This window comes from Pseudomonas sp. FME51 (assembly GCF_014897305.1).
In genome coordinates this window covers 60749-74795 of the sequence record NZ_JABUYN010000012.1, presented here as the reverse complement: position 1 = coordinate 74795, position 14047 = coordinate 60749, and the positions used below count along the sequence as shown (strand labels likewise).

Genomic DNA, 14047 nt, shown 5'->3' with positions numbered 1-14047 from the left:
GAGCCGCGAATCGGTGTAAAAATTGTCCGGAAACAGCGACTTGTTATGTTTACAACAGAGCAGAAGGCTCAACTCTATAGCCTGCTTCCTTCAACTCCTTGGCTAGATCGAGCTTCCAAGCGCCTCTAAGATCGAGATCAATGTAGACAACACCGCTTATATCATTGGGCGCTTCAACACCGTCTACCAACAAAGCCGAAACTCTTGGGCGCCCGAGCCGACCGATAAAGTATCCATGCTCAAATACAACATTTTGCCTGGCTCTAGATTTTAATTCGGGCGATTCGGATTTTTTAGCTCCTATGTCACAAGGCGTGTACAAAACAACCGCATATCCAACATCACTATTTGCCTCGATTTTTTCAATAATCGTTCGGCTTGAACTTGCTTTCTCGTGTAGCACAATTGGTTCCAATCCAGCCTTTTCGAGAAAACGAGCCATTTCTGATTTAGCTGCGTCATCGTGACCATGAACAACAAAACTTTCTTATTATCCGAAGCTAGCTTTACCGGCGGAGCTTCTTTTTTGGACTCGTCAGAGATAGACTCCCTCACTTCCTTTATTAAACTACGTGTCAGGTCAGTGGTATACCCATCACCACTTATTACATTTTCGATTGAAAGAAATACAATGACATTGGGAGAGATGTTATTGTTCGCAGCATCAACGGTTTTTGAAGCATCTCTCTCTGTTTCCTTAATCTTAAGCGAGCGAATCTTACTAAACTCAAGATAGGCACCATCAACGAGGATCTCGTCTCTTAAAACGTAAGGTCGAATCACCTCATTCTTAATTTCTTCAAGGTCCGTGCGGTCACACTCAATAACCTTAATAAATGCCCATTTTTATCCTTATCATTAGTTTCAACAACAATATGGAAAAATCTCATAATATTCCTTTAGATATCTGGCATAGCTTTCTGTAACGCGGAAACATAACGCCCGGCTTTGGGGCGGACTTGTAGCCGCGAAGCGGCGGAAAGGCCATCCCAGCCCCGAAGGGGCGACAACAGCCGCTTGTTACGTTTCAGCACCAGACCAACCCTTTATAGGGCGACTTCTCCAACTCAGCTAAGCGGGTTGCCAACGTTCCGCAGTGAAGCTCAATGCGATGGCCGTTTGGATCAAGCAGATACACGGAGTTACCCTCACTTGTATTCTGCTTCCATTCCTCAACCCCGGCTTGTTTTAGCCTAGCGTGCAGCTCAACAAGCTCTCTTTCGCCAACACTGAATGCCACATGCGTGTAGTCGTTGGCGGGTTTAGGTTCCCCGACACTCAGACATATCCACGTATCGCCCGCTGTTAAATAAGCACCTGCTTCCCAGGTCACATGCAGCCTCATTCCCAGCAAGTCACAATAGAACTCGATTGAAGAGCTCAAGTCTCTGACGGAAAAGGTGATGTGATTGATACCAGTGATCATACGGTTGATCCTAAAACGTAACGCCAAGTTAATCGGCAGAACGGAGCCGGTTTGCCGGCGGAGTGGTTTGCAGCGGGGCGTAAAATTTTCGAAGAAAATGCCCCGCGGACAAACTGTCCGCGTTGAACGCCTGGTTAGGCATTTGACTCACCCGGATAGTATTCACGGACAAGTTGCTTCTCAATGTCTTTCATCATTTCTTCGGTTAGACCCATCTTTTCAATGACCGGCTGTGTCACAGCGTCAATTAGAGCTGCACAGCTTTTCATTACGCCGTAGAGCGACTTTAGCTCGATTAACATTTCTTGCCGACCGCTAGAAACAGTGAACTGAATAGCACGGTCAGAAAAATAGCCGTGCGCCAGCCAATTCCGCACCCTCAACGCTTCTTCAAGAGCCGCCTCAATTTCTTTCGTAGGCTGGCCAGCTTCGCGTAGGCGCCGAATTAGCTTGCCCATAGTCTGCTTCATCTCACGGGACTCATATTCATCAAATTCATTCGCCCACTGCTGAGGATCTTTATATGCTTTGATAGCCTGCGGGAAATGATCAAAGAAAAGCAGATGTTGGAAAATCGACTGTTCGAGGCATTGAGCCCAGTACATGGCAAGACCGTAGTATGCGTAGACTTCTTTTACCTGATCGGATACTTCGTCAATGTCGGAGTCGAGATCGCTCATTGAGATGCCTAACGCTCAAAGCAGCTGCGCGGTACGCGTCAGATGCCTTTGCTTGTTATCTTCCGAATGCTATGACCAATTTTAAGGCTTAAATACTTAAGTTTTGCCTTAAACTTAGAATCATACTCTTTTGTGAATTCCACTCCGTAAGCTTTAGCGCCACCCGTCATTTCGACGTTTGTAATATTTTTACACTTAAGCTTATGATAGCCATGAGATGTATTTGTCGAAAACACAAACTCTTCACCTGTCCGCATATGAGATGAATCTTCAACCTTAATATCTGTATGCCCATTGGCTGCAATCTCAAACACTTCATTACTGATAAAAATGCAGTCATGTAGAAATAGTATTTCTCTGTATTCAGGCTCATAGCCGTTAAATTTTTCAACTTGAGCTTTTGATTTTAAGAATCCATTTATACCTTTGATGGTAACTGGATAGCTTTTATGATTCTTCACTACGAGTATGAATCTCTTAGATTCTTTTTTATTGTGGACAACGACTCTTTGTATAGATAATGGCTTTTGAGCGCTCCTATACCAAGAAAAAAGAACTGTTGTAATGGCAATAAACGATGCGACCGAACTAAGAACATCGACTATTACTTTAAATTCACTCATACCTCTCCTCTAGGAAGATAACGCGAAATTAAGTGGCTGGCGGTACGCCAGTCCCAGCGAGTGAAACGAGCGATCTTGAATGCCTTGTTATCACTCATTACTCATAAATACTTATTAAGTCTTTGCTTCGCATTATCAAAACTATCATCCTCTTCCTTGGAAACCGCCCAGCTTCCTGCTTTCACTACCTCGACCAATTCCATGGTAGATCTTGAGATTTCTTTTATAGAGCTCTCAATATTCAATATGTCTTCATGCTTCTTTTCAATCTTTGATAAAACCAATTTCCCTTTTAAGCTTACCGATTCAACTCTGTCTGAAAATGCTATGAATAGTCCAATGACCAATCCAGCCAAAACAAAAACCACAAATGACGGCTCAGTTATAAACCCAAAAACCTTCATGTATGTTGCGAATGTAATTATAAAAATTGAAGAAAGAAATCCCAATATATACATTCCAAGCATCTTGAACCTCCCTACTGAACTAATAGCCTTTCTATGATTAATAACGCCCTCATTTGCGGCTGGTTTGGAGCGCAGCGGAAAGCAAGTCCGACAACATGCGCTTGTTATATTTCATTGAGGAACTCCGGGATATTTGCTGGCTCAATGTCAAAAATGTATTTAACAATGCCCGCTTTTAGGTTTTCCTCAATCCCGCTCCTGAAGTCTAAGACACTCGAGATTGCAGCATCATGTTGCAGGTGACGCCTCCAATGAACCTCGTCCTCTCGACCGTAAAAAGAGAGCAACCTAGTTAACGCCATATGCGCGAACATTCCAGATTCCTCATCAATAGTATTATGCATAACCACGTGAGAGTCAGTATGTGCTTCTGTTGTAACAAGATCCCAAGAGTGAAATAACTGCTGAGCAATTGGCGATAGCTCTCTTAACCTCTCACGCTTCCCGTTAGTAAAATACACATCATCGATCACCATGTGCCAATTTTCTTGAAGCCCTTCATATGTTTCGATGACTTCTATAAGTTTTTCTTTTTTAAAACTAATATGAACTCCCGAATCAACTTGTGGAGTGTATGAGAAGTCACCCAAAAACTTACTCATTAAGCTATTCCGCATTGCATCATTGAAGTTAAGATTGAAATTCTTCTTGGCTTTTGAAAAAACGTCCAAATGCACCAAACTCCAAATACCATACTTTCTCCAGGCGATTAAAACAGGCAACCCTAATAATTTGCCATAGGCCTTTAATTTAGAAACGTAATCAGGCCTAAGAGACAAAACATTTTTCTCACAAGACTTAACCTCAATCAGGACGGTAGTTTCTCCTGCACCGCGCACATTAAATCTTGCTAGTAAATCCGGAACTTGAAAGGTATTTTTCGAAGAAGCTGGATACTGCTGTTGATCCAATTTATGGATCAAATCACATTGACCAAGCCAGCCGCAGATAATCGAAAACTCGTCTTCTAATGGAAGGCCTATATTTAATCTATGCACTCTATCAGCAATGCTTGCAGCGTCAGCCGTCCAGCCTAGCTGTTCTAGAGATTCATGAATAAGCCTCTCTAAATCTGACGGTTTGTCTTTCAAGGTGGCTCCCTATACGCAAGAAATATAACGTTTGGTTAAGGGGCGGGCTTTAGCCCGTCCCAGTGAGCAAAGCGAACGTTTTGAACCATTTGTTGGCCTGTAGCGTAGTTATGTGTAGACCCCCTACTCTCCGCGCTCTAAGCTTTTGCGCTGTTCAAGAAGAGACTTCTCTTGTTCTATGTCTTTTTCAAAGTGCACTGTTAGACGTCGCAAGTCAGCCAACTTCATGTCTAACTCACCAGCATCGCTTTTTTCTGAAAGTGCTTCTATCACGGTTCGCTGGCTTTCATATGCAGACAAAAAGTGATTTACCATGCCGATATTGTTGGCAAGACGATCAAGTTCATCGGGGATGATTTCTTGAAGTAATGGATTGGAACTCATGATTACTTCTTCACATTCCATTACAAACTTCAACCGCTCTAGAGTAGCGCGCTGCCTATCAGACTCCATAAGTAGTTCTCTCTTGCGCTCAAAGACTAACAGTCGAGCAGCAGAGGCTGCGCTTCTCTCATTTAAATGATGGGCCTTATGAGCGGTTCTATTAGCTGCGAGGCTTGCAATTAGAGCCAAGATAGCGACCAGCATTGATGAGTTTTCTATGATTGTTTCAAGCATCGTGATCGCTTCTTGGTCTATATGTGTGAATTTTTTTGTCTTTATTGGCTAACGCCCGCGTAAAGCGCGCGAGGTACGAGCGTCGCTTTTGACGCGATTGTTATGTTTCACCATACATTTCCCGTATCAGGGCCAGTGATGCCGTGCCCTCATTAACCAACGGCGATATCGTATCTGTCATCTTGATTTGGTCCCAGCTACGCGCGTTTGTCTTGAAATCCGCGAAGTATTTGACATCCTGCACAGCTCGAAAATGCCTGAACCATACTCCAAGCTGGGGTACAGGACGCTTGATATAGTTATAAGGTCCAGCAACCGTACACACAGCGAAAGGGAAATGGTGCGAGATGATTAAGACACGATCACCAATGTCCATTTTGTTTGCAAATGCCACATAGTCCCTTTGATGTGCAGGGATGCTCGCAACATCATGAAGCTCCAGGTCTCCGACTGGTACGGCGAAGTCCAAACCGATAAACCCTGCCGACAGGCTCTCAGCTGAATGCGCCGCTGAATTGCCAGAATCATCAGGATGTAATTGCATCCTCCAGTAGGCCATCTCAATCTCCTAAGAAACATAACGTTTGGTTAAGGGGCGGGCTTTAGCCCGTCCCAGCGAGCGGAGCGAGCGATTTAAACCACTTGTTAGGGCATTAGTTGCCAAGCTTAATAAGCTCATCTAGTTCGGCTTGTAGCCGTGCGGTTCTTTCATTGGTTAGCGACTCTAGCTCTGAGAAATATATCAGGGGATAAATACTGCCATCTCGGTAACTGGCAGCGGCAGCCTCAGCTTGACTTACACTGTAGCGCTCCCACTCTGTTTGACTATTCATCAGTGATTGGCTTTCAAAGTCACCCACTCGGCTATCTATTCCAGCAAGTGCTTCCTGCATTTTGAGTTTTGCCTTTTCAAGACTCTGTGCTGCTCGGGAGTTTAACTCTGTCTGAGTTAGGTCTTCCGACTGATTTTCACCTATAAGCGGTGCCGCCTCTGATTGCAGAATCATGGCCTTGCTATGAATGGCTGCAGCTTTGCCGGTTAGCTTTGCTTCTAATTCCCGGAGCCCCTCAATATCTATACCTTGTTCATTCATTTGCTTGTGTATATCAAGCAATTTCTTATGTTTGTCGAGGGATTCTATTTGAGGCTTGCTCTCGATTCTTCGCTTAATCAGATAGCCAATGCCGCTAATGATTACGCCAAGTAGTATTAATCCAATTTTCTCGATCATAAGTATGGCTTCGATTTTTGGTTTTGCCCTAACAGTGATTAGACCGCACACGGCACTAATACATAACAGTGACTGCGGTATAACTCCGCTTCACTGAAATTACGCCGCCATAAATACACTTAAAAAACAATAACTTATAGATCGCACCACAGCCCATTCCGTATTCGCTTGACTGCGTCTTTTTGTGAATCATTACTACTGTATAAAAATCAGCCCCAGGCACGCTACCGCCCGCCCCTTGTAGGCGGGCAATGCCGGTGTTGTCCAGGATGAATGTCAAATGAAGGCTGTCCATGCTCTCTGGGAGAGGGATGTCTGCACTCCATTGCTTGATACACAACATACCCAAGATTGTGGCCTGTTGCCACCTCACGAAGGTATTAGTCCGGCAGGTTCGTGGGCCGTGCTTGATGCGCCCCAGTGCTATTAGCCGGCCTTGCGTAGCGTCAGGTTGATTCGCTGACTTCCCAGCTGCGGATGGGGTATATCTGCGAGCGGAAGCACACCGTGAAAGCGCAGCCTGTCTTCCCCGCCCCAGACGACTACGTCGCCGTGATTCAGGATGGTTCTTGCTGGTCGATCCGAGCGATTGAAGCCACCAAACAGGAAGGTGGCTGGCATACCCAGTGATACCGAGACGATGGGTGCAGTGAAATCCCGTTCGTCCTTGTCCTGATGCAGCCCCATGCGGGCGCCTGGCAGGTAGCGGTTGATCAGGCAGGTGTCTGGGTCGAAGTGGTTGAAGCCCGCTTCGCGGGCTGCGCTCTGGGCTAGCTCGAGCAGACAGTCTGGCATTGCCGGCCAGGGTTGGCCGCTGGCCGGGTCGATGGGGCTGTAACGGTAGCCGTATTCATTGGAGACCCAGCCCAGGTTGCCGCAGGCGGTGGTCTGCACTGACATGCGTCGGCCGCCTGGCGTAAGCATCTGACGAAACGGTGCCTGCGTCTGAATGCCCTTCAGCGCCTCAAGCAATTGATCCATCCAGGGCCGGGCAAACCCTGGAAGAATGAATGCTTGGGCGCCCATGGACACCCGTTGGCCCTGTTCAGCCTCGAACAGATCCCGGGGAATGTCATCACACATTCAGATTCCTGCACCTTCTGTCATTTCTACAACCATGGTCTGCCCGAATCTCTCATCAAATAGGCGGCATTGAGTTGCTGATGGTTGGTTGGCGCTGTCGATCATGACGGAGCTCAGGGCTCAGCCCAGGTTAAGCACCGTACGACCGACCATACCGCCAGCCAGAATAGTGTCAATGCGCTCTGGCAGTTGCTCCAGGGTGATTTCCTGCTCCAGCTGGCTGAGGTCGGTTTTCCACTGTAGCGATAGGCGATCCCACATGGACGCTTTGGCGACCAGCGGTTGCTCCACCGAGTCGATGCCCAGCAGGTTGACGTTGCGCAGGATGAACGGAAACACGCTGGCCTGGAACTGGACGCCGGCAGTCAGCCCACAGCAAGCCACACTGGCGTCATAGCGCAGGGATTTCACCACGTTGAACAGGATATCGCCGCCGACGGTATCCACTGCACCAGCCCAGCGCTCGTTCAGCAATATCTTTCCGGTACCGGCCTGCAGCTCTTCGCGGCTCAGCACCTCGCTGGCACCGAGGCGACGCAGGAAGTCGCTCTGCTCTGCCTTGCCGGTCACTGCCACTACCTCATACCCTTGTGCGGCCAGCATGGCCACGGCAATACTGCCCACGCCGCCAGTCGCACCGGTCACTAGCACTGGGCCATCGTCAGGCGTCAGCCCGGCACACTCCAGCTTATCGATACAGAGTGCCGCGGTCAGTCCGGCGGTGCCCAATACCATGCTCTCACGCAGCGTCAGCCCCCCTGGTCGTTTGAGGACCCAGGCCGCTGGCACGCGTATGTATTGGCCAAAGCCGCCGGGGGTGTTCATGCCCAGATCGTAGCCGGTGACGATAACCTCATCGCCCACCGCCAGTTCTGACACCGAGCTGGCTTCCACTACACCGGCCGCATCGATGCCGGGTGTGTGCGGAAAGTTACGGGTGATGCCCCGGTTACCGCTGGCGGACATCGCGTCCTTGTAATTGAGCGATGACCAGCGCACGCGGATCAGCACCTCACCCGCCGGTAACTCATCAACATGACGGCTCACTACACGGCGAACAAACTGCCCCTGCTCTTCACTGACCAGCAACGCCTTGAACTCGGACATGACAACCTCCTACCAGAAACGCTGATTATTAAAACGTGACACCCAGGTCAGCAGCAGTCGATCAAGCGCGGCGGACACGCTGGAGCTCAACTTGTCCTGCAGCCGCTTCGGACGGTTGAAATGCACTTCAAATACATCCGCCTGGCGGATACGCTGACTGATGTACTCATCGCTGGTCTTCAGCTCATCGGCCAGTGCATTCTCCAGCGCCTCGCTACCAAACCAGACCTCACCGGTGGCCACGCTATCGATATCCAGCACCGGACGATAACGGGCAACAAACTGCTTGAATAGACGATGGATGTTCTCGAGATCTTCCTGAAACTTTTCCCGACCCTTTTCAGTATTTTCACCAAAGAGTGTCAGAGTACGCTTGTACTCGCCAGCGGTGAGCATTTCATACTCGATATCGTGCTTTTTCAATACCTGATGGAAGTTGGGCAGCTGCGCCACTACTCCAATAGAGCCTAGCATGGCAAAGGGCGCTGCCAGTACGCGATCAGCGATGCAGGCCATCATGTAACCGCCGCTGGCCGCTACCTTGTCCACACACACCGTCAGCGGCACGCCCGCTTCACGGATACGGGCCAGTTGCGAGGCGGCCAGGCCGTAGGCGTGCACCATGCCACCGCCACTTTCCAACTTGACCACGATCTCATCCGTCGGCGTCGCCAGCTCCAGCACTGCGGTCACTTCATGGCGCAGCGACTCCAGCGCGCTGGCCTTAATGTCGCCGTGAAAATTCAACACAAAGACCTTGTCCCGCTCAGCGTTGCCTTTGCTGCGAGCCTTGGCCTCCTGCTTACGGGTCTTGTGCAGCGCCTTCAGCGCCGATTTGTCGAGCACGGCCTGCCCCAGACGCTCAGTCATGCGGGCGAGCTGGTCATTCAACCGAGTGACATGCAATACACCCTCGCCCTTGCGCTGACGGCCCTTGAGTGAGGCCAGCATGACCAACACAATAAATATTGCTACCAACGCGGTCAGCACCTTCGCCACGAACATTCCATACTCTGCAAGCCAGTCCACACATATCTCCCCAATTGATTCACTTGTCGCCAAGCATACCCCATGATCAACTCCCTGATCACAGCGCTGCGCGAGGCGAATTCAAACGATCGTATGATTTTTGTTGACAGGCCGTTTGCCCCACCCTACCCTCTGACAAGTTGCACTCTTAATGACCGCAGCGTTTGCCGTTGCCCAATGAAACATCCGATAAAGGAAGAATCCATGACTACCGTTGCTGACATCATTAAAAACATGGAAGGCAAGTTCAACCCGTCGGCCGCTGCTGGCCTGGACCTGGTTTTCCAATTCAACATCGAAGATGATTCCAACTTCTACACCGTGATCAAGGACGGTACCTGCTCTGTTAGCCAGGGCGAAGCGGATGACCCGAACGTTACCCTGATCATGGACTCCGAGACCCTGAACGGCGTCATTTCCGGAGAGACCGACGGCATGCAGGCCTTCATGGGCGGCAAGCTGCGCGCTGAAGGTGACATGATGTTGGCGCTGAAGCTGGGCGAGCTGTTTCCGGTCTGATCGACGGAACACCAAAAAAACCGGAGCCTGGCTCCGGTTTTTTTATGCCTGGCCATTGCCAGCCCGGCACATAGATATAAGCAATCCCCTACCAACACGGTTTCTGATAGACCCGCGTTCATATTGGCAGACCTCGGGCGCTACAGTAGATTGACTGCCGATAGTACCGATCTCAACAAGGACAAGACCCATGCAGAAGACCCAACTGTTCGACCTGGACGGAAAAATTGCGCTGGTAACCGGCGCCAGTCGTGGTATCGGTGAAGCCATTGCCAAGCTGCTGGCTCAACAGGGCGCTCATGTCATCGTCTCCAGCCGCAAGATCAATGGCTGCCAGGAAGTGGCCGATGCCATCGTTGCCGCAGGTGGAAAAGCCACCGCCATGGCCTGCCATATCGGCGAGATGGAACAGATCAATGCCACCATCGAGGCCATCCGCAGCCAGTTCGGCAAGCTGGATATCCTGGTCAACAATGCGGCCACCAACCCCTACTTCGGCAACGTGCTGGATACTGATGTGGACGCCTTCCAGAAGACCATGGACGTGAACATCCGTGGCTACTTCTTCATGTCGGTCGAGGCCGGCAAGCTGATGCGCGAGAACGGTGGCGGCGCTATTCTTAACGTCGCCTCGGTCAACGGCTTGGTGCCGGGCATGATGCAGGGTATCTATTCGATCACCAAGGCGGCGGTCATCAACATGACCAAGGTATTCGCCAAGGAGTGTGCGCAGTTCGGTATCCGCTGCAATGCGTTGCTACCGGGCCTGACGGACACCAAGTTCGCCTCGGCACTGGTCAAGAATGACAGCATCCTCAAACCCGCCCTGCAGCGTATCCCGCTGGCTCGCCCCGCTGACCCTACCGAGATGGCTGGCACCGTGTTGTATCTGGTAAGCGATGCCTCCAGCTACACCACAGGTACTGCGATCAACGTTGATGGCGGCATGCTGTCCTGATACGCAAATGCCGGCCTCGCGGCCGGCATTTTCATTCGAATCCTTTCAACGCCTCGAGCGCCTGCGGATTCATGGCAACAGGTGATAGCCCGGTAGCACCAATTTCAATGGCGAAGCGTGCGCCATCCGCCGCCGGCATGAAGCGTATGGCAAAGGCATCGGCGTACAGCCAGCCCAGATCCAGTCGATCCAGCCAACGCCACGCATCACGCCAGTGCGGCGTCGCATGCAGTGGATGGACCAATGTCGTGCCCGGCTCGCGTTGCTGCTCAAGCGCTAGGTAGCGTCCATTAAGACTGTCCAGCCGATAGCCGTCCTCCAGTCCGAGAACCTGCAACAGCCCCCGCCACCGTAACACCTGCACTTCCAACTCCCAGAGATCACCTTCCAGGGACAGCTGCTGGCTACCCGCCGACGCATCCAGCGTTGCTTCATAGCGCTGGGGCGCAGTCTCATGCAGCTCCAGGGTGGCTATGCGCTCTCCGTCGACAATGGGCCGAAATTGATACAGCTCCCAGGCCGCGACCGCTGCTGTTGCGCAGCACAGCAGAAGCAGCAACAACAGTGACCCCTTCAGCCAGCCAAACAACCAATCAAGCCGCCAACCGAAGCGCCACGTCAGATACAACAACAACAGCGCAAGACATCCCATCAGCCCTGCCAGACCAGCATATTGCATGTGAACTCCTTGTTCAGCGTTTCCCTGATTTCAAGCTGGAACGGGGGGTTGTGGCTGTCCGGCCAGCCGTGCCAGATAACAGTCAATCAACCAACGGGAAATGGTTCCCTGTGGAGGAATGGATGGCAACTGATTGACGTTCCACCAGTGCGCTTCTTCAATTTCGTCTGGCTGCGGCACAATCTCACCGCCCGCATAGTTCGCATGGAAACCCAGCATCAGCGAATTCGGAAACGGCCAATTCTGGCTGCCGAGATATTCAATATGATCGACCGTAACACCGACCTCTTCCATTACTTCGCGGCGCAGAGCCTCTTCCGCAGATTCACCGGGCTCGATGAAGCCCGCCAGAGTGCTGAAGAACCCGGCACGAAAGTTGGCCGAGCGTGCCAGTAGCACTTCCTCGCCACGGGTAATCAGCACAATGATGCACGGTGCCAGCTTGGGATACTCGCGATTGCCACAACGGCCGCATTCCATCGCCCGCTCATCAAGCCGGATCTGGGTGGGTTGCCCGCAACGCCCACAGAAACGATGGGTGTCATGCCAGATGTCCAGTTGCTGAGCCACCCCGAGCAGACGGAAGGTTGAATCATCTACCTGCCCTAGCAAGCCGCGCAAGCCATGCCAGGTCAACCCCGGCAGATCGACTTGCTCTTTGACGCGCACCAGCCGGCACGGCTGATCATCCAGCAGACCCAGGGTCAGTTGATACTCAGCATCGCCCAGATAGCGCGCCATGTCCGGGTCATGCAACAGGTTGCCCTGATACATGGCGAAGGACTGCTCATGGCGAATCAATACCCACCCATCCGACCGGCTGTCGGCCGAGAAGGAGGCAGTGAACCGGGCAAACTTCTGCATTGCGTCAGGCTCCCACGTTGTATCCAAGTTCAGCCAGACTGTCCTCGGCAAGAGCCAGTACATCACCCGTGCCCACCGAGGAGCGCTCCGCCGACTCCAGATAGAATTCAATACTCGTCAAGGCATCGGCGAGCACTTCAAGTTGCTGGGTGCCCGGCGCTGCCTGCCCCTCCAGCATCGACTCACGAATGAAGCGCGAGGCGGTAAGAATGATATCGGCGGCGCGGGTCATACCGAGGAAGATCAAGCCACCGCGAGCGGTTTCAAGCGTCGCTGGCACATTCAGCAGATGCATGCGGTCATTGTCTGATTCGATATAGGCCGTCACAGCCCGTCTGGCCAATGCCAGCCCCGCCTGGGATTCCTCCACCAGCACGATATGGGCTTCCTTCAACTCAACCGGACCGGGTTGTTGGTCATCGCCGAACGCGCCTACCGATTCGCCTTCACTCTCCAACCGATTGACCACCAGTTCTGCATGCAGAACCGCGTCGGCTACCTGTTCGAGGACGGCATTGCTGCCCGGATGCCATTGTCCCAGTTGTCCGGCTGCGCTGCGAATCTGGTCGGAAACTCCCGGCATATCCAGCATGCCCAGGGTCTTCCATAGCCGCTGCAACGCCACGTCCAGCGTGTCCAGCGACTGCTCGGCATCGCCGGCGTTGCGCGCCAGCAGGTCAAGCAGATCCTTGATTGTGGAAATTTCTTCATGCAACGCATCGGCAACCGAGCGCATGACATCCGCGCCAGGCCCACGCAGACTGTCGAACGCCTGTTGCAAAGCCGCTTCGGTATATCCCGGATCAGGCAGGTTGACCGCGCGGCGAACTTCTTCACACAACACGCACCCGCTATCTCCCAGCGCCACCAGATACAGTAATTCACGGAGCAGCTGGGGCGCCGTGCCAGCGTCCGGATGACCTCCAGCCAGACGTTTGACTTCTCGATCCAGACGCGAATACAAGCGCTTGCGTTCCGGCGTCAATATCAGTGGCACGCTTTCAACGGCCTCAAGCGAGGCAGACGCCACCCAACACAATGTCGCTGCTCGATCATCCAGGCGGGTTTCCCAGCGCTGCAGAGCACGCTGCATCAGTGAAATGCCGGCCGCAGGACGCTCATCCCGAATGATGCCCAGCAGTCCAAGCTGGTACATCTGGCGCAACCGGACGAAGCTTTTGCTATCCAGTGGCTGACGCGCACCGTCACGCAGCGCCATCGGTACGCGCTGCAACTCCAACGGGTAGAAATGGCTTTCGGGTAACGGGGGCGTATCCGACCTGTGCGAACGCAAGTCGTTGATGGTAGGCAGCAGCAATTCAGGGCGCTCGGCGCCCTGCTGACGACAGAGATGCAGATAACGCTGCAACTGGAACAGGCTGTTACACAAGGCAGTCAGGGGGGCATTTCTGCCCTCCCCATCGTGCACCGGTATGTCGGTCGCCAGGGCGATCATCTCTTCGAGCAGCAGCGCAGCGCCACTCAACTCGATCAGGTTCAGCGTCCCGCGCAGCTGTTGCAAACCTTCGATAGCCCGCTGTAACAGGCTGCCATTCTGTCGTTCTTCGAGAAATTGCTGCAGCAGATCTTCCACGCCGGCCACACTGGCGAAGAGTTCGTCCCTGACAAGATCAAGTGATGTGGCACCGGTTAACATCGCTTCAGTCTCCT

Annotated in this window: 16 protein-coding genes and 1 pseudogene; 2 read left to right on the top strand and 15 right to left on the bottom strand. The window is 51.9% G+C overall.

What is annotated here, in order from left to right:
• Positions 1 to 49 precede the first annotated feature (49 nt).
• The 12 genes and pseudogenes from INT39_RS18150 to sohB form a co-directional block, all read right to left on the bottom strand.
• Positions 50 to 469: pseudogene (locus tag INT39_RS18150) on the bottom strand (TIR domain-containing protein); the annotation flags it as partial.
• Positions 470 to 1027: 558 nt separating this feature from the next.
• Positions 1028 to 1426: a fosfomycin resistance glutathione transferase FosK gene (gene fosK / locus INT39_RS18145; protein ID WP_193075413.1), complete on the bottom strand. Its 399-nt coding sequence runs from the start codon at positions 1424 to 1426 to the stop codon at positions 1028 to 1030.
• A 134-nt stretch (positions 1427 to 1560) separates the two neighbouring features.
• On the bottom strand, positions 1561 to 2106 hold the full coding sequence (locus tag INT39_RS18140; protein ID WP_193075412.1) for a hypothetical protein: 546 nt from the start codon (positions 2104 to 2106) through the stop codon (positions 1561 to 1563).
• 38 nt (positions 2107 to 2144) lie between these two features.
• Positions 2145 to 2729 carry a hypothetical protein gene (locus tag INT39_RS18135; RefSeq protein WP_193075411.1) on the bottom strand — a complete coding sequence of 195 codons (585 nt, stop codon included), beginning with the start codon at positions 2727 to 2729 and terminating at the stop codon, positions 2145 to 2147.
• Positions 2730 to 2830: 101 nt separating this feature from the next.
• Positions 2831 to 3196, bottom strand: coding sequence for a hypothetical protein (locus INT39_RS18130; RefSeq protein ID WP_193075410.1), 366 nt, complete (start codon positions 3194 to 3196; stop codon positions 2831 to 2833).
• 104 nt (positions 3197 to 3300) lie between these two features.
• A complete protein-coding gene (locus tag INT39_RS18125; RefSeq protein WP_193075409.1) occupies positions 3301 to 4287 on the bottom strand; it encodes a hypothetical protein in 987 nt (328 codons plus the stop codon).
• Positions 4288 to 4410: 123 nt separating this feature from the next.
• Positions 4411 to 4905 carry a hypothetical protein gene (locus INT39_RS18120; protein WP_193075408.1) on the bottom strand — a complete coding sequence of 165 codons (495 nt, stop codon included), beginning with the start codon at positions 4903 to 4905 and terminating at the stop codon, positions 4411 to 4413.
• A 100-nt stretch (positions 4906 to 5005) separates the two neighbouring features.
• The gene (locus INT39_RS18115; protein WP_193075407.1) at positions 5006 to 5464 is read right to left on the bottom strand and encodes a hypothetical protein; all 459 of its coding nucleotides are present in this window, start codon (positions 5462 to 5464) and stop codon (positions 5006 to 5008) included.
• Positions 5465 to 5558: 94 nt separating this feature from the next.
• Positions 5559 to 6137 (bottom strand): lysozyme inhibitor LprI family protein, encoded by a 579-nt coding sequence (locus tag INT39_RS18110; protein WP_193075406.1) that lies wholly within the window; start codon positions 6135 to 6137, stop codon positions 5559 to 5561.
• A 426-nt stretch (positions 6138 to 6563) separates the two neighbouring features.
• Positions 6564 to 7220, bottom strand: a complete 657-nt coding sequence (gene alkB / locus INT39_RS18105; RefSeq protein ID WP_226944881.1) for a DNA oxidative demethylase AlkB — start codon at positions 7218 to 7220, stop codon at positions 6564 to 6566.
• 120 nt (positions 7221 to 7340) lie between these two features.
• Positions 7341 to 8327: a YhdH/YhfP family quinone oxidoreductase gene (locus INT39_RS18100; protein WP_193075405.1), complete on the bottom strand. Its 987-nt coding sequence runs from the start codon at positions 8325 to 8327 to the stop codon at positions 7341 to 7343.
• A 9-nt stretch (positions 8328 to 8336) separates the two neighbouring features.
• Complete coding sequence (sohB, locus tag INT39_RS18095; RefSeq protein ID WP_193075404.1) at positions 8337 to 9356, bottom strand: protease SohB; 1020 nt, start codon at positions 9354 to 9356, stop codon at positions 8337 to 8339.
• A gap of 204 nt (positions 9357 to 9560) precedes the next feature.
• Here sohB and INT39_RS18090 point away from each other — a divergent pair, with 204 nt between their 5' ends.
• Both INT39_RS18090 and INT39_RS18085 read left to right on the top strand, forming a co-directional pair.
• The gene (locus INT39_RS18090; RefSeq protein ID WP_193075403.1) at positions 9561 to 9875 is read left to right on the top strand and encodes an SCP2 sterol-binding domain-containing protein; all 315 of its coding nucleotides are present in this window, start codon (positions 9561 to 9563) and stop codon (positions 9873 to 9875) included.
• 190 nt (positions 9876 to 10065) lie between these two features.
• Positions 10066 to 10833 carry an SDR family oxidoreductase gene (locus tag INT39_RS18085; RefSeq protein WP_193075402.1) on the top strand — a complete coding sequence of 256 codons (768 nt, stop codon included), beginning with the start codon at positions 10066 to 10068 and terminating at the stop codon, positions 10831 to 10833.
• A 31-nt stretch (positions 10834 to 10864) separates the two neighbouring features.
• On the opposite strand, the gene INT39_RS18080 is transcribed toward INT39_RS18085, so the two are convergent.
• The 3 genes from INT39_RS18080 to INT39_RS18070 are packed head-to-tail and all read right to left on the bottom strand — an operon-like array spanning position 10865 to position 14033.
• Positions 10865 to 11512 carry a hypothetical protein gene (locus tag INT39_RS18080; protein ID WP_193075401.1) on the bottom strand — a complete coding sequence of 216 codons (648 nt, stop codon included), beginning with the start codon at positions 11510 to 11512 and terminating at the stop codon, positions 10865 to 10867.
• A gap of 30 nt (positions 11513 to 11542) precedes the next feature.
• Positions 11543 to 12376, bottom strand: a complete 834-nt coding sequence (nudC, locus tag INT39_RS18075) for an NAD(+) diphosphatase (RefSeq protein ID WP_193075400.1) — start codon at positions 12374 to 12376, stop codon at positions 11543 to 11545.
• Between the two features lie 4 nt (positions 12377 to 12380).
• A complete protein-coding gene (locus tag INT39_RS18070) occupies positions 12381 to 14033 on the bottom strand; it encodes a ferrous iron transporter B (protein ID WP_193075399.1) in 1653 nt (550 codons plus the stop codon).
• Positions 14034 to 14047 lie beyond the last annotated feature (14 nt).